Origin of the sequence: Pseudooceanicola batsensis HTCC2597 (genome assembly GCF_000152725.1) — a bacterium.
Taxonomy (GTDB): domain Bacteria; phylum Pseudomonadota; class Alphaproteobacteria; order Rhodobacterales; family Rhodobacteraceae; genus Pseudooceanicola; species Pseudooceanicola batsensis.
In genome coordinates this window covers 3,001,159-3,024,401 of record NZ_CH724131.1, presented here as the reverse complement: position 1 = coordinate 3,024,401, position 23,243 = coordinate 3,001,159, and the positions used below count along the sequence as shown (strand labels likewise).

The following is a 23,243-nucleotide window of genomic DNA, read 5'->3' as shown; positions in this document are numbered from 1 at the left end:
AATCGCTGCCATTTCTCAGCATTTAGTTAATCTGGGTTCAAACATCAAAAAGTTGGGCTATCTCTTTTTAGCTCTTGCATGTGCTTATTTCAAAGCGAATGCCCCGCGCTGCGGTGACTAACTCTCGCATCTAACTCTCTTTCAGCCGCTTCTCGGCGTCTTTCGCTAGTTTCCAGCTGGTCTCTAACCCCGCCTGCAGCGTCTCGTAATTCTGCTCCTCGCGCAGCAAGTCGGCCAATGTGGTGACGGACGTGAGATGTGATTTCATCAATAGCGCCACGCAATGCGCCAAGCCATTCACCTTGCTTTCGATCCTGCTGGTCGAGCGTTTCTCCAAGGCGTGCAATTCCTTGGCTGAGCTCTCGCAGGCCGTCACCAACCGCTCGACGGATGCGAGCAATTCGCGCTCCAATGCTGTCAGGGGTTGCGTCATCTAAGGCTCCTTGATCTTGATGCAGATGATCGGCGTCTGCGCCAATGTGCAGGTCTTCAATTCGGTCCGTTCGGGGTCCAGCGTCACCCATGTCTGCCCAGCCTGTTCGATCCGGGTCAGGCCAAGCATCGACATCTCCGAGCGCATGATCAAACCCGTCCAAAACCAACTCGCCATCAGCACCGTCGCGATCCAGGCTGAGACCATCCCCACGATCACCCACGGCGAGATCGTCAACCAGCGCCTGATCGTCTCGCTCCGCCTCTCCAACTCGCTCTTGCTGTCGCTCAGAAAGAACCTGATATCGGTTTCGATTGTATGCAGCGCGCTGGTCGCAATGCTGCTGAAATCGCTCCTGAAGCTCTCCAGCTGAGATGCCATCATGGCGGCGTGGTCGCTGCGTACTGTCTCCAGGTCCGCGTTCAATTTCTCGGCGAGGCGGTTCGGCTTGCCAGTCGTCATGGAAAATCTCTCCTTTCAATCGCCAGCGCTCGCCGGTGTCGGGGTCTTTGGCAGTGATGTAGTTCTTGCTGGCGCGGGGGATCTCGAAGCCTGCGTCCGTGAGCGCATCGATCATACTGGCGCGGTCGGTGATGATGCCGACGCTGATCTGATCGAGGATCCAATCGTGCAGCTCTTCGCGACCTTGCGCGCGCGTCGGCGCCTCAATCGTCGCCCTCACTTCGCGGGCGCGTTCTGGGTCCAAAGGGTCTGCCCAACCGTGCGTCTTGTTCATCAAATCGCGCAGGCTGGCAAAGGCGTTCTCATGCCCTGGTGGCGCGATGTTCAGAGCCTTACCGGTGCCAAGCTCAAGGCGCGGCGTGCAGAAGTGCAGCTCGACATTACCTTCATGCGAGTGACGCACCCAAAGGCAATCGTATTGATCCCTGTCCAGCCCGGCAAAGGCCAGAGCCTCAAATAGCTCAATGGCCTCTTGCTGGGCGTCGGGACTGGGATCATCGCTATCGGCAAAGCTGATCACACCTGCCGTGTAGCTCCACTTGTTGGGGCTCGCGTCGATCAGGTCGCGGGTTTGGTCGGGGTTGCCGTGCAGTACCTCGGGCAGCGACTCACGGATCTTGATTTGCGGCTGGCCGTTGTCGTCGCGGATCAGATTGCGGTGCTCGTCATAGGCCAGAACTTCGCGCGCGGTCAGGTAGTCAACGGGGGCTGCGCCGCCACCTGTGCCGGTGGAGAAGAAGGATATGATCATGCGTCACCGTCTGAGTGTGCCGCCGCGATCTGCGCCAATTGCCGCTCGATGATCACCAACTGCGTAGCAACCTTGAGCGCATCGATCTGGCTCGCCCGGCCGGACTTGACCGCGCCGTTGATCCAGCGGGAGAGCTGATTGAGGTTGCCACCGACACGGGCAATCGCAAAGGTCAGCTTTGGGTCGACACGTGGGACAGGCTTGCGCCGACGTGCCTCGGTCAACCCCAAGGCCTCGCGCATCAACGTGGCATTGGGCAGGCCGGCGGCGTGCGCCTTGGCCACAAGCGCTGCCTTTTCCGACGGGGTGCATCGAAAGATCACACTCTCGGAAAGGCCCTCTTTGACGCCGCTTGCGCGCGTCTGGTTGGGGTTTGAAGGGGAGGCTTGCCGCCCCTCACAAGTCCCGCCGATGTAATCGGTGGGTAACCTTGCTCTCTGCTCTTTGTGGGGGGCGGTCGCACTCATGGCCTGAGCCCCGCCGCTTCGATTTCAGCAGTGCTGACCAGGTTTGCGGCCAGCAACGCGGTCACTTGGCCGGGCGTGATGTGGCGGCAAAGCGGATGGCGGTCCGTGACCCAGTCGGCCAAGCCTTTCAGCAGTTCGACCTCTTTGGCTTTGCCGGCTTCTCGCGCCTCCTGAACGTTCTGCAGATACTTCAACCAACGGCCAGAGGTGAACCAGTTGTCCGAAAAGCAAACCTTTGATCGGGTAAAACCCTCGCTCTCAGTCGCATAGGCCTGCACGGCGTCCTCGAGGTCTTTGGCATCCACACCGTCGGTCAGCGCTTGGCGGATTTGCGAGAGGCAAACGGCTTTGCCGCGAACGCGGTCCTCGGGATAGGCGGACAAAATCCTTTCGGAAACTTCATCCTCCACCGCCGCCTTTGCGTGCGAAGGATCTGGTTTTTGATATGGTTTATATCTGTACTTATAGGATTTGCCCTCTGGGGCAGATGGCTTGCCCTCACGGGCAAATGCATCATTTTCCCGTTTGGTCGGATCGATTTGCCCATTTGGGCAAATGGAGTTGCCCAGGGCATACCAGCAGGTCCGATCATAACGATCATCGCTGAAATTACCCTTGATGATCAGCTCTGCGCTAACCAGCTTTTCGAGGGCTGTTCGGATCTGCTTTTCGCTCAGATAAGGGAACAGCTCACCGAAGGCCGAGATCGAATTGTAGGTCCAATACCGCCCGTCTCGAAGGTTCCGGCGATTGGCTTGGTTCTTCTCGATCCAGAAGGTGATGTTCTGGAAAATCACCGCCGCGTTCAGGCCAACCTGTCCGGCGATTTCGGGATCAAAGCTATGGCGGCTCATGTTTGGCCCCCAAAATGCGCACAAACGTGCGAATTTTGTACAGGTTTTGTACGAGAAATCGGCCGTTTCAGCCGATTTCGCCACGAAAGCTCACGGGACTTATTGCACGCTTCCGCACAAAGCCCTGTAAATAAGCCATATTTTTCAGGTGGTTTTGGCGACCCCGGCAGGATTCGAACCTGCAACCTGCCCCTTAGGAGGGGGCTGCTCTATCCAGTTGAGCCACGGGGCCGCGCCCGCCCCTCTTAGCGAAGCCCGCGCGGCTTGTCATGTCGGTTGCGGGGCCGAAGGAAAGAAGTGCGTCAAAAAATCCGCCGCGACGTGTCCATCCACGTCTCCTCCTGGCGCGGGACCCGCCGGACGGCGGCCGCCCCCTCGCCGGTCGCGCGACATCCGCCGGGCGGGAAACCGGGCCTTGCCGCTTGAACGGGGTCGGGGCGCACGCTAGGATTCGGCATCAATTGCAGGACCATGGCAGTGCCCCCATCCGACAGACGCCCGCTGACGCTTCGTGACGTATCCGAAGCGTCCGGTGTTTCCGAAATGACCGTAAGCCGCGTGCTGCGCAACCGCGGCGATGTCTCGGCCACGACGCGGGCCCGGGTGCTCGAGGCGGCGAAACGGCTGGGGTATGTGCCCAACAAGATCGCGGGCGCGCTGGCCAGCCAGCGGGTGAACCTGGTCGCGGTGATCATCCCTTCGCTGTCGAACATGGTGTTTCCCGAGGTGCTCACCGGGATCAGCCGCACCCTGGAAGAGACCGAACTGCAGCCCGTGGTCGGCGTCACCGACTACCAGCCCGAGAAGGAAGAGAAGGTCCTGTACGAGATGCTGTCCTGGCGGCCCTCGGGCGTGATCGTCGCGGGGCTGGAACATTCCGACGCGGCCCGGGCCATGCTGGCCGCCGCGGGTATTCCGGTGGTCGAGATCATGGATACCGACGGCACGCCGATCGACGCGGCGGTCGGCATTTCGCACCGCCGCGCGGGCCGCGAGATGGGGCAGGCCATCCTGGCCTCGGGCTACCGGCGGATCGGGTTCATGGGCACGCGGCTGGGACTGGATCACCGCGCGCGCAAGCGGTTCGAGGGGTTCACCGAAGCGCTCGCCAAGGGCGGGGTCGAGATCGAGGACCGGGAGTTCTACACCGACGGTTCGGCCCTCGCCAAGGGGCGCGAGATGACGAAGGCGATGATGGAACGCTCGCCGGAACTGGATTTCCTTTATTATTCCAACGACATGATCGGCGCGGGCGGCCTGCTCTGGCTGCAGGAACAGGGCTATGACGTGCCCAACCGGATCGGGCTGGCCGGGTTCAACGACGTGCGTCTGCTGCAGGGGCTGCCGACGAAACTGGCCACGATGGACAGTTGCCGGCAGGAGATCGGCAGCCGTGCGGCCGAGATCATCCTCGGCCGGCTCGACACGGACGAGGCGCCCGGCAACAAGGTCGAGCTGACGCCGCGCATCAATCCCGGCGACACGCTGCGCGCGCCCTGATGGCGCGGCCGGTCCTGGACAACCAGGCCGCGCGGCGGCTCTTCCTGCACAAGCACCTGCTGGGCGACCCGCCCGCCGGCCCCGGCAGAGGGCGCGACCTTCTCGAGGTGATCCGTGCCCTGGGCTTCGTGCAGGTGGACAGCGTCAGCACCGTCGCGCGGGCCCACCACATGATCCTCTTTGCGCGGCGGCCGGCGTACCGGCCGAAATCGCTCGCGCATCTGCTGGAGCGCGAGAGGTCGCTCTTCGAGCACTGGACCCATGATGCCGCGATCATCCCGACAGAATTCTACCCGTACTGGAGCCTGCCCTTTCGCCGGACCCGGGCGCGGCTGTCCGAGAAATGGCGGACCTGGCAGGGCGAAGCCTACATGGACGAGATCGAGCGGGTGAAGGCGCATGTCGCCCGCGCGGGGCCGGTACGTTCGTCCGATCTGCTGGGCGAGGAGGATCGCGGGCGGTCGGGGGGCTGGTGGAACTGGCACCCCTCGAAGGCGGCGCTGGAGTTCCTGTGGCGGACCGGATCGCTCTCGATCAGCAAACGTCAGGGATTTCAGAAATTCTACGATCTTCCAGAGCGCGTGCATCCCGACGCCAGCGCCCGCCCTGCCCCCGATACGGAGGAGGCGGTGGAGTGGTTCTGCCGGGGCGCGCTGGACCGGCTGGGCTTTGCGACATCGGGCGAGATCGCGGCCTTCTGGGCGCATGTGTCGCCGGCCGAGGCGAGGGACTGGACCGCCCGCGGGCTGGCCGAGGGGCGGCTGGAAGAGATCGACGTGATCTGCCAGGACGGCCGGGCGCGGAAATCCGTCGCCTGGCCCGGCACCGCGGAACGCGCGGCGACGCTGCCGCCCGCCCCCAACCGGGTCCGCGTGCTCAGCCCCTTCGACCCCGCCCTGCGGGACCGGAACCGGGCGGAACGGCTCTTCGGCTTCCTCTACCGGATCGAGATCTTCGTGCCGGCCGAGAAACGCAAGTACGGATATTACGTCTTTCCCATCCTCGAAGGGGAACGGCTGATCGGGCGGATCGACATGAAGGCCGATCGCGCGGCCCGCCTACTCGAGGTGAGCAAGCTGTGGCTGGAGCCCGGGGTCCGCCCCGCCAAGGGACGGCTGGCCAAACTGGAGGCCGAACTGGACCGGATGGCCCGGTTCGCCGACTGCGACGGGGTCCGGATCGCGCCGGACTGGCTCCAGTGAAAGCCGCCGCCCGGGCGGGGCGGCGGTTCGGTTCACATCCCCGCAACCCGTCTCAGCAGGCGGCCACGCCCCGGCCGGTCAGCACCTTGACCAGATGCGCCCGGTATTCGGCGCTGCCATGCAGGTCGCTGATCATGTCGTCCGCGGGAACCGTGAGGCCGCTGATCGCATCGGGCGAGAAATTGCTGGCGAGCGCCTCCTCGGCTTCCTTCCAGCGAAAGACGCCGTCGTTCGACGCGCCGGTGACGCCGACGCCGACCCGGTCGGCATATTTCGCCACGAAGACACCCGTCAGCGGAAAACGCGAGGCGGGCTGTTCGAACTTCTGGTAGTTCGAGGCCTCGGGGACCGGGAACCTCACCGCCGTCACGATCTCGCCCTCGTCCAGCGCCGTGGCGAACATGCCTTCGAAGAAATCGTCGGCCGCGATTTCGCGGGTGTTGGTGACGATGGTCGCCTGACAGGCCATCGCGGCCGCCGGGTAACAGGCCGAGGGGTCATTGTTGGCGATCGATCCGCCGATGGTGCCGCGGTTGCGGACCGCGGGATCGCCGATCTTGCCCGCCAGCGCCGCAAGGCCGGGAAACGAGGACGCGGCCTCGGCCGCCACCGTCGCGTGGTTGGTGGCCCCCTTGATCGTCATCTCGCCGCCGCTTTCCGACAGGCCGACCAGGTCGGCGATGCCCAGCAGGCTGACCAGCCGGGAGGGCTGGTTCAGGCGCTGCTTCAGCGTCGGGATCAGCGTCTGCCCGCCCGAAAGCGGCTGCGCGTCCTCGTCCTTGAGGGCCGCGACCGCCTCGTCCACACTGGAGGGCTTCACAAACTCGAAGTTATACATTTCGTTTCTCCCTCAATGGGTTCAAGCGTTCATCGCGGACCAGACACGGGCCGGCGACAGCGGCATGTCGATATGGTCGACAGCATGGCCGTTCCGGTTGAGCGCGTCCAGCACGGCATTGACCAGCGCCGGAGGCGCACCGATCGCGCCGGCCTCGCCGCAGCCCTTCACGCCGAGCGGGTTGTGCGTGCAGGGCGTCTGGCAGGAATGGTCGACCGTGATCATCGGCAGGTCGGCCGCGCGCGGCATGGCATAGTCCATGTAGGTGGCCGAAAGGAGCTGGCCGTCCGCATCGTAGGCGCAGTTCTCCAGCAGTGCCTGGCCGATGCCCTGCGCGACACCGCCATGGACCTGCCCCTCGACGATCATCGGGTTCACCACGTTGCCGAAATCGTCGGCGGCGGTGAAGCTCAGCACCTCGACCTGGCCGGTGCCCTCGTCCACCTCGACCTCGCAGATGTAGGTGCCCGAGGGATAGGTGAAGTTCGCGGGATCGTAGAACGCCGTTTCCTCCAGCCCCGGCTCGATCTGGTCCAGCGGGTAGTTGTGCGGCACATAGGCGGCAAGGGTCACGTCGCCCCAAGCCACCGACTTGTCGGTGCCGGCGACGGTGAACTGGCCGTCCTTGAGTTCGATATCGCCTTCGGAGGCCTCCATCAGGTGGGCCGCGATCTTCTTGGCCTTGTTGATCACCTTTTCCGCCGCGCGGAACATGGCCGAGCCCCCGACCGCGAGAGAGCGCGAGCCGTAGGTGCCCATCCCCATCGGGGTGTTGGCGGTGTCGCCGTGCACGATCTCGACCTGGCTGGCGTCGATGCCGATCATGTCGGCGATCACCTGCGGAAAGGTCGTCTCGTGCCCCTGGCCGTGGCTGTGCGAACCGGTCATGACAACCACGCCGCCGGTCGCGTTCACCCTGACGGTGGCGGATTCGTAGAGACCGGCGCGGGCACCCAGCTGACCGACGAGGTTCGAGGGCGCGATGCCGCAGGCCTCGATATAGTTGGCGATGCCCAGTCCGCGCAGCTTGCCGGTCCGCTTCGACTCCTCGGCCCGTGCCTCGAAGCCCGCCACGTCCGCCAGTTCCAGCGCCTTGTCGAGCGTGGCGTGATAGTTGCCGGTGTCGTATTCCACCGCGACCGGGGTCGCATAGGGGAACTGGTCGGGCGTGATGAAGTTCTGCCGCCGCAGCTCGGCCGGGTCGACGCCCAGTTCGCGCGCGCATTTGTCGATGCAGCGTTCCAGCTGATAGGTCGCCTCGGGGCGACCGGCCCCGCGATAGGCGTCGACGGGCACGGTGTTGGTGAAGACCGCCTTGACGTTCACGTAGATCAGCGGCGTGCGATAGTTGCCCGCCATCAGGACCCCGTGCAGCCAGGTCGGAACCGAGGGCGCGAAGGTCGAGAGATAGGCGCCCATGTTGGCATAGGTGTCGGTGCGCAGCGCGGTAAAGTTGTTGTCGGCATCCAGCGCGATCTGGATCTTCGACACGTGGTCGCGGCCATGCGCGTCCGAGATGAAGGCTTCGGACCGGGTCGAGGTCCACTTGACCGGGCGCCGCAGCTGTTTCGCGGCGAAGGTGCAGAAGGCCTCTTCGGCATAGTGGAAGATCTTGGTGCCGAAGCCGCCGCCCACGTCCGGGGCCACGACGCGCAACTTGTGCTCGGGAATGCCGAGCACGAAGGCGCCCATCAGCAGCCGGATCACGTGCGGGTTCTGCGAGGTGGTGTACAGGGTCGATTCGTCGCTATGCGCGGCATAGTCGCCGACGGCCACCCGCGGCTCCATCGGATTGGCGACGAGACGGTTGTTCACCAGTTCCAGCGTCGTGACATGCGCGGCCTTTTCGAAGGCTTCGTCCACGGCGGCCTTGTTCTCCTCGACGAAGCCCCAGTCATAGCAGAGGTTCGAGGTCAGGTCGTCGTGAACCTTGGTCGCGCCCTCCCTGACGGCTTCCTTCATGTCGACGACCGCGGGCAGTTCCTCGAGGTCGGGCATGATCGCCTCGGCCGCGTCGCGGGCCTGATCGAGGGTCTCGGCGACCACGGCGGCGACGATTTCGCCGACATGGCGGATCTTGCCCTCGGCGATGATCGGGTGCTTGGGCTCCTGCATGGGCTGGCCATGCTTGTCGGTCACCTGCCAGCCGCAGGGCAGCCCGCCGACGCCTTCGAAATCCTTCGCGGTGAAGATGCGGACAACGCCCGGCATGCCCTCGGCCGCCGAGGTGTCGATGCCGTTGATCCTGGCATGGGCCACGTCGGCGCGCAGGAAATGCACGTAGAGCTGCTTGCCGAGATTGATGTCATCCGTGTACCGGCCCGTGCCGGTCAGGAAACGCACGTCTTCGCGCCGCTTGGTGCTGGCGCCGATGCCGTCTTTGGGCATGTTATCCTCCCTGGGTAGGGTGTCCCTCCCGACACCCGGTCACGTCTCGCGGCGCACCTCTGCGCCGGGATGGTCCGCTTATTCGGCCGCGACGGCCGGAACGTCCTGACCGGATGCGGCCATGATCGCCTTGACGATGTTGTGGTAGCCCGTGCACCGGCAGATGTTGCCGTGCAGGTGTTCCCGGATCTCGGTCTCGCTCGGCTTGGGGTTCTGCTCCAGAAGCGAGCTCGCCGCCATTACCATGCCCGGCGTGCAGAAACCGCATTGCAGGCCGTGATAGTCCTGGAACGCCTGCTGGATCGTGTTGAGCGACCCGTCGGCGTTGGCCATGCCCTCGATCGTTGTGACGTCGGTCCCCTCGGCTTCGGCGGCGAACATGGTGCAGGCCTTGACCTGCCGGCCATCGACATGGACGGTGCAGGCGCCGCACTGGCTGGTGTCGCAGCCGACATGGGTGCCGGTCAGGCCCAGCTCCTCGCGCAGGAACGACGACAGGAGCGTGCGCCCCTCGGCCTCTCCGGACATGGATTTCCCATTGACCGTCATCGTGACTTTCATGATGTACCTCCCGTTATGCTCACCGGTCGCCCGGCAATCCTGTCGTTTCAAGATGTCAGGCGTTTGAACCAGCCCTCCTTGGGCTGATCGCCCGGCCCCTCTTCGGCCGCGGCCTCGTCCTTGGGCCCCTCGACCGCGTTGGCGAAATTCTCGAAGAACTGGTCCGCCATCTTCTTGGCGAACCCGTCGATCACGCGGCTGCCGAGCTGCGCGAGCTTGCCGCCGACCTTGGCCTCGACCTCGTAGTGCAGGCGCGTGCCGCCCTCGATCTCTTCCAGCCGCACGTCGGCGCCGCCCTTCGCGAACCCCGCGGCTCCGCCCTTGCCCTCGCCCGAGAGGGTCAGGCTTTCCGGTTCGTTCATGTTCGAGATGGTGACCGTGCCCTTGAAGGTGGCCTTCACCGGGCCGACCTTCTGGACCACCGTGGCCTCGAAACCGTCCTCCGGGGTGCCGGTCAGCTCCTGGCAGCCCGGCACGCATTGCTGGAGCACGTCCGGCGACAGCAGAGCGGCATAAACAGTTTGCCTGTCGGCAGAGATCTCGCGGGAATCAGTAAGTTGCATGGCGGCCTCCCGGTGTTTCCCCGACCCTAGCGTGAAGTCGCGCGGCTGCAAACGAATTCCGGCCGCGCCCCGCGCCACGCTGCGCCCCGCCGACCGGCCGCAACGCGTGACGCCCCTTGTATCGCACGGTGCGGCGCAAAGTTTCCGATAGGCGTCACGTGGGACTACACCGGGCCTGAAATGCGACTTTCCGTCCCGCGGAACCGACATTTCCCGCGTTGCGCGGCGGCGGAATCACCCCTATACGCGGCGGCGGGACACCCCTCCCCAACGAGGGGCGCTTGACTGGAAGGTTACCATCAATGGCGATCAACGCTCCGGCATCGCGGCCGGCCAATCCGCGATTCTCATCCGGCCCCTGTGCCAAGATCCCCACATTCCACCTCGACAGGCTCTCCGACGCCGCACTCGGCCGGTCGCACCGCGCCGCCATCGGCAAGGAAAAGCTGAAGGCCGCGATCGAAGAGACGCGCGAGCTTCTGGGCATTCCGGCCGACTACCGGATCGGCATCGTGCCCGCCTCGGACACCGGCGCGGTCGAGATGGCCATGTGGTCGATGCTGGGCGCGCGCAAGGCGACGATGCTGGCCTGGGAAAGCTTCGGTGCGGGCTGGGTCACGGACGTGGTCAAGCAGCTGAAGATCGACGCGGAGATCAAGGAAGCCGGCTATGGCGAGATCGTCGATTTCGCGACGGTCGATTTCGACACCGATGTCGTCTTCACCTGGAACGGTACGACCAGCGGCGTGCGGGTGCCCGACGGCGCGGCGATTCCATCGGACCGCGCCGGGCTGACGATCTGCGACGCGACCTCGGCCGCCTTCGCGCAGGACCTGCCGTGGGACAAGCTGGATGTGACCACCTTCTCCTGGCAGAAGGTGATGGGCGGCGAGGCGGCGCACGGGATGCTGATCCTGTCCCCCCGTGCCGTCGAACGGCTGGAGTCCTACACCCCGGCCTGGCCGCTGCCCAAGATCTTCCGCATGACCAAGGGCGGCAAGCTGAACGAAGGCATCTTCAGGGGCGAGACGATCAACACGCCCTCGATGCTCGCGGTCGAGGATTACCTTGTCGCGTTGGCCTGGGCGCGCGGGATCGGCGGGCTCGAGGCGCTGATGGCGCGGGCCGACGCCAATGCCGGCGCGATCTGGAAGTTCTGCGACCGGACCGACTGGATCGCGAACCTCGCGGTCGATCCGGCGACGCGGTCGAACACCTCCGTGTGCCTCAAGTTCACGGATGACCGGATCACCGACGGCGCGACCTTTGCCAAGGCCGTGGCCAAGCGGCTGGAGAAGGAGGGCGTGGCGCTCGACATCGGCGCCTATCGCGATGCCCCCGCCGGTCTGCGGATCTGGTGCGGCGCGACGGTCGAGACCACGGATATCGAGGCGCTTCTGCCCTGGATCGAGTGGGCCTTCGAGGCCGAGATCGCCGCGCAGGCCGAAGCCGCCTGACCCGTGTCCCGGCCTGCGCGCCGGGACCTCCTGCCGTTTTTCCATGGCCGCGGGGCCCCGGCGCAAGGCCGGGGCACCTCCCCCCGAACATCCTCATCAAGGAGCGCCTGACATGGCCCCCAGAGTACTCGTATCCGACAAGCTTTCCGAAACCGCCGTCCAGATCTTCCGCGACCGCGGCATCGACGTGGACTTCATGCCGGACCTCGGCAAGGACAAGGAGAAGCTGGCCGAGGTGATCGGCCAGTATGACGGCCTCGCCATCCGGTCCGCCACCAAGGTCACCGCCGCCCTGCTGGAAAAGGCCGACCACCTCAAGGTCGTGGGCCGCGCCGGCATCGGCACCGACAACGTGGACAAGGACGCCGCCTCGAAGAAGGGCGTGATCGTCATGAACACGCCCTTCGGCAACATGATCACCACCGCCGAGCACGCCATCGCGATGATGTTCGCCGTGGCGCGTCAGATCCCCGAGGCCAGCGCCTCGACCCATGCCGGCAAGTGGGAGAAATCCCGCTTCATGGGCGTGGAACTGACCGGCAAGACGCTTGGCGTCATCGGCGCGGGCAACATCGGCGGCATCGTCTGCGACCGGGCGCGCGGGCTGAAGATGAAGGTCGTGGCCTACGATCCCTATCTCGGCGCGGAAAAGGCCGAGAAGATGGGGGTGGAGAAGGTCGAGCTCGAGGAACTGCTCACGCGGTCCGACTTCATCACGCTGCACGTTCCGCTGACCGACCAGACCCGCAACATCCTGTCGAAGGAGAACCTGGCCAAGACCAAGAAGGGCGTGCGGATCGTCAACTGCGCCCGCGGCGGCCTCGTGGACGAAGCGGCGCTGGCCGAGCTGCTGAAGTCCGGTCACGTGGCCGGCGCGGGCTTCGACGTCTTCGCCGAGGAACCGGCGACCGACAACGTGCTCTTCAACCTGCCCAACGTGGTCTGCACCCCGCATCTCGGCGCCTCGACCTCGGAAGCGCAGGAGAACGTGGCGCTGCAGGTGGCCGAGCAGATGTCGAACTATCTGATCGACGGCGCGGTCGAGAACGCGCTGAACATGCCCTCGATGACCGCCGAGGAGGCCAAGGTCATGGGCCCCTGGGTCAAGCTGGCCGGTCACCTCGGCGCCTTCGTCGGCCAGATGACGGACGAGCCGATCAAGGCGATCAACATCCTCTATGACGGCGTGGTGTCCGACATGAACCTGGCCGCGCTGAACTGCTCGGTCATCGCGGGGATCATGAAGCGGGCCAATCCGGACGTGAACCTCGTCTCGGCTCCGGTCGTGGCCAAGGAACGCGGCATCCAGATCTCGACCACCAATCAGGACAAGTCCGGCGCCTTCGACGGCTACATCAAGGTGACGGTGGTGACGGACAAGCGTGAGAGGTCGGTCGCGGGCACGGTGTTCAGCGACGGCAAGCCGCGCTTCATCCAGATCAAGGGTATCAACATCGACGCCGAGGTCGGGGCGCACATGCTCTACACCACGAACGAGGACGTGCCCGGGATCATCGGCACGCTCGGCCAGACCATGGGGCAGAACGGCGTGAACATCGCCAACTTCACCCTCGGCCGCGCCTCGGCGGCCGGCGAGGCGATCGCCCTGCTCTACCTCGACGAGGCACCGCGGAAGGACGCGCTGTCGGCTCTCGAGCAGACCGGGCTCTTCCGCCAGATCAAGCCGCTGCAGTTCGACATCGCCTGAGGTGCCCGCCCACCTCTCATGCCGCCCGGTGATCCGGGCGGCATTTGCCTTTCCGGCTGTCAGGAATACCTGAATATGGGGAAAGGTGAACGGAAATGACCATTTACGCAGTCGGTGACATTCACGGACAGCGCACCCGGCTGGAAGAGGTGCTGGCCCGGATCGACCGGGACGGCGGCGACGGGGCCGAGGTGATCTTTCTCGGCGACTATGTCGACCGCGGGCCGGACAGCCGCGGCGTCGTCGCTCTGCTGTCGGGCGGCATCGCCGAGGGGCGCAACTGGACTTGCCTGCGCGGCAACCACGACCGCATGTACGAGCGCTTTCTGGCGGACGGCGAGATCGAGGACGCGAACATCAAGTCCGGCCTTCCCTGGCTGCATTCCCGGCTCGGCGGGATGGAGACGCTGCGCAGCTACGGCATCTCGGCCCCCGACGGCGCACCGCCGCACGAGCTGTGGCAGGCGGCCCGCGTGGCCGTGCCCGCCGCGCACCGCGCCTTCCTTTCGGACCTGCAACCCTTTGCCGAACGTCCGGGCCTGCTCTTCGTGCACGCCGGCATCCGCCCGGGCGTCGCCCTGAAGGACCAGTCGGAAGACGATCTCTACTGGATTCGCGGAGAGTTCCTGACCGATTCCCGGCGCCACCCCTGGCTGGTGGTCCACGGACACACGGCACTGGAGGCGCCCAAGCATTACGGCAACCGGGTCAACCTCGACGGCGGCGCGGGCTACGGCCGGGCGCTTTCCGTCGCCGGTTTCGACGATGACGGCTGTTTCCTCCTGACCGGGCGCGGCAGGGAACGGCTCGCCCCCTAGAGCGCCTTACGGCCCGCCGAAGCCGTCCTGCCGTTGCATGACCGGCCACAAGCGGGCATGACGTGTCCTGAACGAGGGACCCGGCCGATCCGCCGGCCCGTATTCCGCATCTGGAGGGTTTCATGGAAGATATCGTCATTCTCAGCGGCGCGCGCACCGCGATCGGCACGTTCGGCGGCAGTCTCGCATCGGTGCCGCCGATCGAGCTCGGCACGGTGGCCGCGAAGGCCGCGCTCGAGCGCGCCGGCGTCGACGGCGGGCAGATCGGCCATGTCGCTTATGGCCACGTCATCAACACCGAGCCGCGCGACATGTACCTGAGCCGCGTCGCCGCGATGCAGGCAGGCATCCCCGACACGACCCCCGCGATGAACGTGAACCGGCTCTGCGGCTCGGGCGCGCAGGCCATCGTGTCGGTCGTGCAGTCGCTGATGCTGGGCGATGCCGATTTCGGGCTGGCCGGCGGCGCCGAGGGCATGTCGCGCTCGCCCTACATCGTGCCGGACCAGAGGTGGGGCGCCAAGATGGGCGACATCCGGACGCTCGACATGATGCTGGGGGCGCTGAACTGCCCCTTCGGCACGGGCCACATGGGCGTGACGGCCGAGAATGTCTCGCAGGAGCACGAGATCAGCCGCGAGGCGCAGGACGCCTTCGCGCTGGAGAGCCAGAAGCGGGCCGTCGCCGCGATCGAGGGCGGGCGGTTCAAGGATCAGATCGTGCCGGTCATGGTCAAGAAGCGCCGCGAAGAGGTCGCCTTTGACACCGACGAACACGTCAAGCCCGCGACCACGGCCGAAGGCCTGGCGGGGCTGCGCCCCGCCTTCGCCAAGGACGGATCGGTCACGGCCGGCAACGCCTCGGGGATCAACGACGGCGCGGCGGCGCTGGTGCTGGCCCGGGCCGAGGCCGCCGAAAAGGCTGGGCTGAAGCCCCGGGCCCGCGTGCTGGGCTATGCCCATGCGGGGGTGCGGCCCGAGGTCATGGGGATCGGTCCGGTGCCTGCGGTCGAGATGCTGATGAAGCGGACCGGCCTCTCGGTCGCGGATTTCGACGTGATCGAATCGAACGAGGCCTTCGCGGCGCAGGCGCTGGCGGTGAACAAGGGTCTGGGTCTCGATGCGGCCCGGGTGAACCCGAACGGCGGCGCCATCGCGCTCGGCCACCCGGTCGGCGCGACCGGGGCGATCATCACGGTCAAGGCGCTCTACGAACTGGAGCGGATCGGCGGCAACAAGGCGCTGATCACCATGTGCATCGGCGGCGGCCAGGGCATCGCCATCGCCATCGAGCGCATGTAGGCGGCGAGGGGCGGAGCGGCTTCGGGCCCCGTCACCGGTGGCCGCCCTCGCCCTCGGGCTCGACCCGGGGGCCTCCCGCCATCCGCGCCCGTCCTCTCCAGGCTCGACCCGGCGGTCTCCTCATCTGCACCCGTCGTTTTCCGGCAAATCCGAGGACCTCGTGACGGCAGATCCTCGGATCGAGCCCGAGGACGACGGCCCCGCAGGTTACTCCAGGACGATCCGGACCCGCGATGCGCGGCCGGCCGCGTCGATCACGCTCAGTTCTGTGTGGCCGGGGCCAAGCCGGTCCAGCAGGATCTCCCGCCCGCGTTCGCCGATGCGCACCGGCCGCCCGTTGGCCAGCCAGGTGAACGGCGGGCGCCCGTCCCGAACCTTGGCCGGGACCGACCCTCCGGCTGCCAGGACCGCGCCCTCGGGCGGAAAGGACAGCCGCGGCCGGTCGCCTGCGTCTTCCGACGCGCCGCCGGAGCGGAAGCGCCTGAGCGGCTCGGGCAGGCGCGAGGCCGCGATCAGAAGGGTTTCGGGCGGCGGCGGCGGCAGCGGGTCGAGCGCCGGTTTCAGCCGGCCGAAGGCCTCGAAAAGGATCGGCGCGGCCGTGTCTCCGCCGAAGGCCCCCGGAACCGGCGTGCCGTCGGGTCGGCCGATCCAGACGCCCACCACATGCGCGCCGTCGAACCCGACTGCCCAGGCGTCGCGGTGGCCATAGCTCGTGCCCGTCTTGTAGGCGAGCCGGTCGGCCGGGGCGCCCGGCGGCGGGGCGAGACCCGTGAGAATTTCGCCGATCTGCCAGGCCGAGGCGCGCGTCATGATGCGGGCGGTCTCTTCCTTCTCGCCGGACCTCCAGCGCAGGGGCTGCGCCATGCCGCCATTGGCCAGCCCGGCATAAAGCTGCACCAGATCCCCGAGCGTCAGTCCCAGCCCGCCGAGCGCGACGGCCAGGCCCGGCCGCCCCCCCGGGATTTCCGGCGCGGCACCGGCGCGTCGCAGGGCGGCGACGAGGTTCTGGGGGCCGATGGCCTCGGTCAGCTGGACGGCGGGCAGGTTCAGCGAAAGGCGCAGGGCGCGCGCCACCGGGATTTCGCCGTGGAAGACCCCGTCGAAGTTCCGCGGCGCGTAGCCGTCGAAGGACATCGGCCGGTCGTCGATCAGTGTTTCGGGATGGGCGAGCCCCCGGTCGAAGGCCAGGCCGTAGACCAGCGGTTTCAACGTCGAACCGGGCGAGCGCAGCGCGCGCGTCATGTCGACATAGCCCTGCCCCCTGCGCCCCCAGCCCGGCCGAGCCGACCGAGGCGAGGATTTCGCCGGTGCGGTGGTCGGCGGCCAGGATCGCGACCGAGAGCCGGTCGGACCGCCCGCGCAGCGCCGCCGCGGCGAGCGCCTCAAGCCGGGACTGCACGCCGGCGTCGAGGGTCAGCCGCTGGACCGGCGCATCCGGCGCTTCCGCCTGCGCGCGCGCCGTCAGGTGCGGCGCGAGGGCGGGAAAGGGCCGGCGCGCGCGCGGGGCCGGTTCGGCCCGCGCCGCCGCGACCTCGTCCCATGTCAGGAGGCCCTGGCGCGCCATGCGGTCCAGCACGCGGTCGCGGGCCCTGGCCGCCGCGTCGGGATGACGGTCGGGCCGCCGGGCCTCGGGCGATTGCGGCAGCGCGACCAGCAGCGCGGCTTCGGCCGGTGTCAGGCGCGCGGGCTCCTTGCCGAAATAGGCCAGCGTCGCGGCGCGCAGCCCCTCGAGATTGCCGCCCATGGGGGCGAGCCGGGCGTAGAGGGCGAGGATCCGGTCCTTGTCAAGCCGCCGTTCCAGCGCCCAGGCCACGCGCATCTGGCGCAGCTTTCCGGCCCAGGCGCCCGTCCCGCTGTCCTCCAGCAGGCGCGCGACCTGCATGGTCAGGGTCGACCCGCCCGAGACGATGCGCCCCGCGCGCACGGACTGCCAGGCGGCGCGCAGCAGGGCGCGCGGATCGACGCCGCCGTGGTCTCGGAAGCGGCGGTCCTCGTATCGCGTCAGCATCCGCAGGTAGCCCGGGTCGATCTCCGCGCGCGAAAGGTCCAGGCGCCAGCGCCCGTCGGCGACGGTGAAGACGCGCAGCAGGTCGCCGTCGCGGTCGCGGATCTCGACCGAGGTCTCGACCGCGAGGGGCGGCAGCTCGGTCCGGTCGATCCAGCGATCGGTCGCGTCGCGCAGCGCCGCCCCCGACCACAGAAGAAGCGTCAGGGCAAGAAGCCAGCGCGTCATTCCAGCACGGTGACCCGGCCCGCATCGGTCCGCGCGCGGTAGCGCGGGCGATACATGTCCTCGACCGTGGCGGCCGGGTGGTGGTACGTGCCGGGCGTGATCGCCCGCACCACATAGGCCAGCCGGAACGGCTGGTCCGACCGCCAGTCCACCGCGGCGAGAAAGCGGTCGGCGCGGAATTCGCTGTGCTCGGCCTCGGCCGGGTCCAGCCAGTCGAGCGCGCCGATGTCTCCCGCGCGCAGCAGGTTCGGATTGTCGATCTCGAACCCGGCGGGCAGCGGGTCGTCGACCATCAGCCGCGCGCCCGTCTCCTCGAAGGGCCGCACGGTCAGGACGGTGACCAGCCGCGTGCCCTGCGCGACCTCGGCCGGATCGGCGCGGTCGCCCTCCATCGTGAAATACGCGCGCTCGATCGCATAGCCATAGCCCCCCGCGGTGATCGGCGCGTTCGGAACCCCCAGGGTCGTCAGGGTGATCGCCGTTTCCGTCGCGCCGTCGTTGCGGATCGCCATCGGGGTCAGCGTCCCCGCCCCGACCGCGCGGACGAAGGGCCCCGGGACCGGCGTGCCGTCGACCGAAAGGCCGCTGACGGAGGGGTCGTCGACAAGCGCCTTGGCGGCCAGCAGCGACCACGCGCTTTCCTGCGTCGACATCGCGCCGTCGCGGCCGACGATCCGCGAGACCAGGGTCGGCCGGTCGATGGCGGTCGAGCCGGCCTCGACCGCCAGCGACAGGACGCCCGCCGTGTCCCGCAGCCGCGTGCCGTAGTCGGCGCGGTAGACGCGGCCCTCGGGCGAGGTGCGGCGCTGCGCGAGCTGGCTGGACGCGATCGAGAACATTGCGTCGGCGCGGGTCTGATCGCCGTACATGGCCAGGGCCGCGCCCAGTTGGGCCGAGGCCAGCGGGGTCGCGAAATCCTCGCCCTTCACATCGGCATAGTAGCGCAGATCGCCCATGTTCGCCGCGCCCTCGCGGGCGAGCACCATGAGCGCATAGGCGATGTCCTCGCCCCCGCCGTCGGTGTCGGCGTCGAAGTCGGGGGCATAGTTGATCCGGTTGCGCAGGTTGTCGAGCGCCGTACGGAAGGCCAGCGGATTGACCTCGTGCCCCTCGGCCCTGGCGCGCGAGAGGAAGTCGGTGACATAGGCGTCGAGCCAGAAATCCCCCGCCTGCGCGCGCCAGAGGCCGAAGGCGCCGTTCGGGGCCTGCCGCGTCAGGATGCGTTCGATCGACTGGTCGATGCGCGCGTCGATCTGCGCCGGACCCGCAAGTCCCATGGCCTCGGCCACCGAGGACAGGTAGAGCAGCGGCATCGCCTTTGAGGTCACCTGCTCGGTGCAGCCGTAGGGATAACGGTTGAGCGACGCCAGAAGCGCCGGCGCGTCGAACCGCGCGAGGGGACCGGCCGAGATGAAGGCCTCGCCGCTGCCGGGCCGGTACCCGGCAAAGACATTCTCGTCCAGGGTGAAGGTATCGCCCGCGCCGAGCGAGAAGCGCTGCGTCGTGGCGACCTCGGGATCGTTGCGGCGCACCGGCAGGGTCAGGCGCTTGGTCAGCAGCCGGCCGTCGGGCGTGGTCACCGAGACCGTCACCGCGTGATCGCCGACGCTGTCGGCGGCAAGAGGCAGACGCAGGACCTGTTTCTGCTTCTCGGCCAGGTCGAAGCCCGACGGCGTGGCCGCGGCCAGCGCGACCCCCCGGGCCGTCACGTCCAGACCGACGCGGCCCGCGGGACCCGAGGCATGGACGATCTCGAGCAGCATCGAAGATCGGTCGCCGGGCTGGAGAAAGCGCGGAAGCGAGGCGGTGACGACGATCGGGTCGCGCACGAGCACCTCGGCCTCGGCCGCCCCGACGCCGGTCTCGCTCCAGGCTACGGCCATCAGCCGAAGGGTGCCGTTGAAGTCCGGCAGGTCGAAGTTGACCTCGGCCTCGCCGTTCGCGCCGACGGTGACCGGACCGGTGAAATAGGCGACGAGGTCCTCGGTCGGCGGCGGGGATTGCAGCCCGGCCCCGGCCCCTGTGTCACCGCCCGACCGGACGCGGCCCATGGCCCCCTGGGTGCTGTCGATGAGCCGGCCGTAGAGATCGCGGATATCCATGCCGAGCCGCCGCTGCCCGAAGTAGTGCGCGCCGGGATCGGGGGTCTCGAACCCGGTCATGTTGAGGATGCCGACATCGACCGCCGCGACGGTGACAAAGGCGGTCTCGCCCGGGCGGACACCCCCGACCTTCACCGTCGCGGCGACGGGACCGCGCGGCTCGGCCTCATCGGGCGCGTCGATGCGGACGGCAAGCGCCTTGTCGCCGGGATCGACCGGCGCATGGCTCAGCCCGAGGGCGCGGGCGGGCATCTGCCCCGCCTCGACCTGCATCGGACGGATGACCGAGGCCGTGACATAGGCGCCGGCCCCCCAGTCCTCGGTCACGGGCAGTTCCACATAGTTCGGCCCCTGCGCGACATCCACTGTCTTCATGTCGATCAGCCGGTCCGAGACCACGGTGACGATGGCCTTGCCGGCATGGCGCGGCACGAGGCGCAGGCGCGCGGTGTCACCGACGGCATAGCGGGGTTCGTTCAGCGACAGCTCGAGCATGTCGGGTGTGGTGGTCGCGTCGGCCGGTGCGAACCACCCGGCCGAGAAGGCCTCGCTCGCCGCGACGAAGGGGCCGTCGGTACGCTCGACGACGATCTCGTACCGGCCCCAGCCGGTCGGAGCGCTCACCTCGACCGGATCGGCGCCGAGCGTGGCGCTACCCGAGGCGACCTCGGTCCGCGTCGTGTAGGGCTCCCATTTCCAGTTGCCGTATTGCTGATACCACTGATAGCGGGTGACCACGCGGTTGACGCGCCAGGCGACCTCCATCGGCTCGGGCGCGAGTTCGGCGTTCAGGGCGATCAGGTCGAACGCGGCCGTCGCGCCCTCGTCGATCACCCCGTCAAAGAGCGGGCGGATGCCGATGACGGGGCTGTCCGGGCCGACCACGCGGGACAGACTGCGCTCGACCGGGCGGCCGGACCCTTCGGCCACGCCCACCACGGCGGTCAGATCGAAGGGCGTGCCGGCGGCCTCGTCGGGAAAGTCCGGCTCCAGCGCAAGCTGCGCCCGCCCCTGCGCATCCGTCGTGCCGTCGATCCGCGTCGTGCGGGCGTAGGCCGGGGCGTCATGGCGGCCGAAGACGTAGCCGGGAAAGGTCTCGAGCCGCCGCGCGAGCGAGAGCCGGACCGTGCCCTCGATCCCGAGGTCGGCGCCCGGCGCCCCGAAGAGGTAGTCGGCCTGCACATCGAGCGGCGGGAGCGATCCCGCCGGCAAGGGCCCCTCCGGCAGGTCGAGGTCCACGTCGATCCGTTCCGGCAGGAAGTCCTCGGCCAGCACGGTCGCCGAGGCCAGCGGCGGCCTGTCGGTGTCGGCCTTGATCTCGATCCGCCAGCTGCCGCGCGGCACGGACTGCCCGAGCGGCAGCTCGAACACATGGCCGCCCGCCGCGTCGCGGGACGAGGTCAGGCGCGCGTATTCGACCCCGTCGGGCCGGGTCAGGATCGCGGTGACGGGAAGACCCCCGATCGCCCGCGCCCCGGCATCGCGCGCCAGGACCGTCGCGTGGATCGTCTCGCCCGCCCGGTAGGCGCCACGGTCGGTGGTCAGGAAGACGTCGATCGGCTGCGCCGGTGCGCGCCCCGCGACGCCGCGATCGGACAGGTCGAAGGCCGGGTCCGACAGCGACAGGAACGCCAGGTCGTCCCCCTGCCGGGCGGTGATCAGGGCGGGCGCGGCGCCGCCGGTGCCACGGGTCAGGCCGGGTTCGAACCGGGCATAGCCCTCGGCATCGGTGGTCGTCGTCCCCAGCACGCGGTTCGCGCGGCCGAGCAGGGTCAGTTCCACACCCTCGCGCGGCTGCGCATCGCCGAGCGCGCGCAGGAAGACATGCAGCCCGTCGTTGCCCTGCATCGTGGTCAGGCCGAGATCGGTCAGGATGAACCACTGAAAGGCATCGCCCCCGTCCTCTTCGCCCGGGACCGAGGCAACAAGCGCATAGGCACCCGGCTCCCTCCCCGCCAGCACCTCGCCCAAGGGGAGGCGGGTGGTCATGGTGCGGTTCAGTTCGTTCCCGGTCTCCGCCCGGCCTTGCCAGACCTCTTCGGCGACGTCACCGGCAAAGTCGTTCATCTCCCACCTGGTCAGACGCCCGCCGAAATAGCGGTTCTGGATTGCCCGCAGCAGATTGCGGTCGGCGACCCGGTACAGCGTGAGGTCGAGCGTATCGAGGTTCACCGTCTCGACCGGAAGCGCGGCATCGCCGGCGGCCGGCAGCACGTAGGCGCGGCCGGGAAAGGTCACCTGGGGCGACCGGTCGCGGACGTAGAAGCGCAGTGACACGTCCTTTGCCAGCGCCTCGCCCGTGCGCGAGGGCAGGCCTTCGCGGAAGGTCACGGCATAGCGCTCGCCATGCGTCGCGCCGCGGATGCAGATCCGGTTGCCCGAGGTCTCGACCGCCATGGTCCGGTCCGGCAGGCGAAGGTAGTCGGCATAGTTCACCCCCGCCCTGACGAGCGGCTCGGTGAATTCGGCGCAGATACGCGGGTCGGCGAGGTCCGACTCGACCCGGTGCTCGCGGATGCGGAAACCGTATCGGGCGATGGCGTCGTCCAGCGCCGCCGTGATCTCCTCGCGCGGGTGGAGCCGTTCGGCCAGGCGCAGCGCGGGGATCATGCCGCGGCCCCGGTCGTTCGCCTCGAGCGCCTCGGCCAGGACCGTCAGGGCATTCACCCGGGCCGGATCGGTGGTGGCGCGCAGATAGGCGTTGGTCGCGGCCGGAAGGGCGCGGGTGATGTAACGCTGGCGGTTCTCGCCCGCTTCCGGCGCGGCGGCGATCAGCAGGCGGGCGTATTCCGCCCACTGGTCCGCCGCATCCGAGGCCGCCACGGCGCCCCCCATCCAGCGCATGGCGTCGGCGGTGCGCCCGTCGGCGCGCCTCTCGCGGACGGCGGCCAGCATGTCGTCGATGCCGTACTGGCCCGCGGGGTGAATCCAGCCGATCTCCCGCGCGAGACGCCGGGCCGAGGCGATGCCGGCACTGCCGAGAAAGCCGATCTCGTCCGCCCGGTCCCGGGCGGCGGCCCGTTCCGCCTCCCCGATGGGCAGGAGGCGCGCCGACCGGGCGCCCCGATAGGAGGCCGTACCTGTCACCGCACTCTTGGGAAAACAGGAATTCGCGCGTGTATTGAAGGTGAAGGCGGTGCAGGCGTCGTCTTCCTCGCAGGCCCTGCGGCAGGCCTCGAAGGTGGTGTCGAACATCTGCGACAGGTCGGTGCCGGCAAAATCCTGATCCATCGTCACGATCATCCGGCTCTGGGGCAGCGGCTCCTCCTGCGCCGCTGCCGGGGTCGCGAGGACGGGCAGCGACACGACGAGCATTGCGCGCAGGATTTCGGGCAGGATCTCGGGCAGGCGGAACATGGGAACTCTCCTTCGGCCGGACGGGCCGTTCGGTTCGGAAAGTGCCACGTCGCTTTCCGAGGTGGCAAGGATTCGGTCGGCGCGGCGTCGCCGGTAACGGTTCCTTCAGGCCGGTGCGCGATATTGCCCGGGACCGGAAAGGGGAACTGCCAGATGAGACTCACGACCGGAAAGGCCAGGCGGGACGGGCTGGCGCCACCGGCTTTGCCGCGCTGGACAAAGGGTCACCGACGCCACGAGGATCGCGG

The 23,243-nt window shown here is 67.9% G+C and carries 14 protein-coding genes, 1 tRNA gene and 1 pseudogene; 6 read left to right on the top strand and 10 right to left on the bottom strand.

The genetic code is table 11. From position 1 onward, the window contains the following. Positions 1-89: 89 nt before the first annotated feature. The 4 genes from OB2597_RS21565 to OB2597_RS18400 all read right to left on the bottom strand — a co-directional run bounded on the left by OB2597_RS21565 (position 90) and on the right by OB2597_RS18400 (position 3,199). Positions 90-1,646: a relaxase family protein gene (locus OB2597_RS21565; RefSeq protein ID WP_084658885.1), complete on the bottom strand. Its 1,557-nt coding sequence runs from the start codon at positions 1,644-1,646 to the stop codon at positions 90-92. After that, entirely contained in the window at positions 1,643-2,113 is a 471-nt protein-coding gene (locus OB2597_RS22775) for a plasmid mobilization protein (RefSeq protein WP_407636175.1), read from the bottom strand. Before OB2597_RS22775 ends, OB2597_RS21565 begins: the two co-directional genes overlap by 4 nt. After that, a complete protein-coding gene (locus OB2597_RS18405; protein WP_009807126.1) occupies positions 2,110-2,967 on the bottom strand; it encodes a hypothetical protein in 858 nt (285 codons plus the stop codon). Before OB2597_RS18405 ends, OB2597_RS22775 begins: the two co-directional genes overlap by 4 nt. 155 nt (positions 2,968-3,122) lie before the next feature. Further along, positions 3,123-3,199: transfer RNA gene (locus tag OB2597_RS18400), tRNA-Arg, on the bottom strand. A 239-nt stretch (positions 3,200-3,438) separates the two neighbouring features. Here OB2597_RS18400 and OB2597_RS18395 point away from each other — a divergent pair. Then, positions 3,439-4,467, top strand: coding sequence for a LacI family DNA-binding transcriptional regulator (locus OB2597_RS18395; RefSeq protein ID WP_040609439.1), 1,029 nt, complete (start codon positions 3,439-3,441; stop codon positions 4,465-4,467). Then, entirely contained in the window at positions 4,467-5,669 is a 1,203-nt protein-coding gene (locus OB2597_RS18390; RefSeq protein WP_009807124.1) for a winged helix-turn-helix domain-containing protein, read from the top strand. Before OB2597_RS18395 ends, OB2597_RS18390 begins: the two co-directional genes overlap by 1 nt. A gap of 52 nt (positions 5,670-5,721) precedes the next feature. Here OB2597_RS18390 and OB2597_RS18385 read toward each other — a convergent pair whose 3' ends face one another. The 4 genes from OB2597_RS18385 to OB2597_RS18370 form a co-directional block, all read right to left on the bottom strand. Further along, on the bottom strand, positions 5,722-6,507 hold the full coding sequence (locus OB2597_RS18385; protein WP_009807123.1) for an FAD binding domain-containing protein: 786 nt from the start codon (positions 6,505-6,507) through the stop codon (positions 5,722-5,724). Positions 6,508-6,528: 21 nt separating this feature from the next. After that, positions 6,529-8,895, bottom strand: coding sequence for a xanthine dehydrogenase family protein molybdopterin-binding subunit (locus OB2597_RS18380; protein ID WP_009807122.1), 2,367 nt, complete (start codon positions 8,893-8,895; stop codon positions 6,529-6,531). Between the two features lie 78 nt (positions 8,896-8,973). Beyond that, positions 8,974-9,459: a (2Fe-2S)-binding protein gene (locus tag OB2597_RS18375; RefSeq protein WP_040609962.1), complete on the bottom strand. Its 486-nt coding sequence runs from the start codon at positions 9,457-9,459 to the stop codon at positions 8,974-8,976. Positions 9,460-9,503: 44 nt separating this feature from the next. Further along, the gene (locus OB2597_RS18370) at positions 9,504-10,019 is read right to left on the bottom strand and encodes a CoxG family protein (protein ID WP_009807120.1); all 516 of its coding nucleotides are present in this window, start codon (positions 10,017-10,019) and stop codon (positions 9,504-9,506) included. A gap of 302 nt (positions 10,020-10,321) precedes the next feature. Here OB2597_RS18370 and OB2597_RS18365 point away from each other — a divergent pair, with 302 nt between their 5' ends. From OB2597_RS18365 to OB2597_RS18350, 4 genes are all read left to right on the top strand, one after another. Then, a complete protein-coding gene (locus OB2597_RS18365) occupies positions 10,322-11,476 on the top strand; it encodes a phosphoserine transaminase (RefSeq protein ID WP_009807119.1) in 1,155 nt (384 codons plus the stop codon). Between the two features lie 112 nt (positions 11,477-11,588). Continuing rightward, positions 11,589-13,184, top strand: coding sequence for a phosphoglycerate dehydrogenase (gene serA / locus OB2597_RS18360; protein WP_009807118.1), 1,596 nt, complete (start codon positions 11,589-11,591; stop codon positions 13,182-13,184). 95 nt (positions 13,185-13,279) lie between these two features. Further along, complete coding sequence (locus tag OB2597_RS18355) at positions 13,280-14,002, top strand: metallophosphoesterase family protein (protein ID WP_009807117.1); 723 nt, start codon at positions 13,280-13,282, stop codon at positions 14,000-14,002. A 122-nt stretch (positions 14,003-14,124) separates the two neighbouring features. Further along, positions 14,125-15,303 carry an acetyl-CoA C-acyltransferase family protein gene (locus tag OB2597_RS18350; RefSeq protein WP_009807116.1) on the top strand — a complete coding sequence of 393 codons (1,179 nt, stop codon included), beginning with the start codon at positions 14,125-14,127 and terminating at the stop codon, positions 15,301-15,303. A gap of 207 nt (positions 15,304-15,510) precedes the next feature. On the opposite strand, the pseudogene pbpC reads toward OB2597_RS18350, so the two are convergent. Together pbpC and OB2597_RS18340 are read right to left on the bottom strand one after the other, a co-directional pair. Then, a pseudogene (pbpC, locus tag OB2597_RS18345) lies at positions 15,511-17,536 on the bottom strand (penicillin-binding protein 1C). Beyond that, entirely contained in the window at positions 17,533-22,995 is a 5,463-nt protein-coding gene (locus OB2597_RS18340; RefSeq protein ID WP_009807113.1) for an alpha-2-macroglobulin family protein, read from the bottom strand. Before OB2597_RS18340 ends, pbpC begins: the two are co-directional and overlap by 4 nt. Positions 22,996-23,243: the final 248 nt, after the last annotated feature.

Bases quoted from the DNA above. Each gene is read 5' to 3' on its own strand.
- OB2597_RS21565 (WP_084658885.1), bottom strand. From the start codon at position 1,646: ATGATCATATCCTTCTTCTCCACCGGCACAGGTGGCGGCGCAGCCCCC.
- OB2597_RS22775 (WP_407636175.1), bottom strand. From the start codon at position 2,113: ATGAGTGCGACCGCCCCCCACAAAGAGCAGAGAGCAAGGTTACCCACC.
- OB2597_RS18405 (WP_009807126.1), bottom strand. From the start codon at position 2,967: ATGAGCCGCCATAGCTTTGATCCCGAAATCGCCGGACAGGTTGGCCTG.
- OB2597_RS18395 (WP_040609439.1), top strand. From the start codon at position 3,439: ATGGCAGTGCCCCCATCCGACAGACGCCCGCTGACGCTTCGTGACGTA.
- OB2597_RS18390 (WP_009807124.1), top strand. From the start codon at position 4,467: ATGGCGCGGCCGGTCCTGGACAACCAGGCCGCGCGGCGGCTCTTCCTG.
- OB2597_RS18385 (WP_009807123.1), bottom strand. From the start codon at position 6,507: ATGTATAACTTCGAGTTTGTGAAGCCCTCCAGTGTGGACGAGGCGGTC.
- OB2597_RS18380 (WP_009807122.1), bottom strand. From the start codon at position 8,895: ATGCCCAAAGACGGCATCGGCGCCAGCACCAAGCGGCGCGAAGACGTG.
- OB2597_RS18370 (WP_009807120.1), bottom strand. From the start codon at position 10,019: ATGCAACTTACTGATTCCCGCGAGATCTCTGCCGACAGGCAAACTGTT.
- OB2597_RS18365 (WP_009807119.1), top strand. From the start codon at position 10,322: ATGGCGATCAACGCTCCGGCATCGCGGCCGGCCAATCCGCGATTCTCA.
- serA (WP_009807118.1), top strand. From the start codon at position 11,589: ATGGCCCCCAGAGTACTCGTATCCGACAAGCTTTCCGAAACCGCCGTC.
- OB2597_RS18355 (WP_009807117.1), top strand. From the start codon at position 13,280: ATGACCATTTACGCAGTCGGTGACATTCACGGACAGCGCACCCGGCTG.
- OB2597_RS18350 (WP_009807116.1), top strand. From the start codon at position 14,125: ATGGAAGATATCGTCATTCTCAGCGGCGCGCGCACCGCGATCGGCACG.
- OB2597_RS18340 (WP_009807113.1), bottom strand. From the start codon at position 22,995: ATGTTCCGCCTGCCCGAGATCCTGCCCGAAATCCTGCGCGCAATGCTC.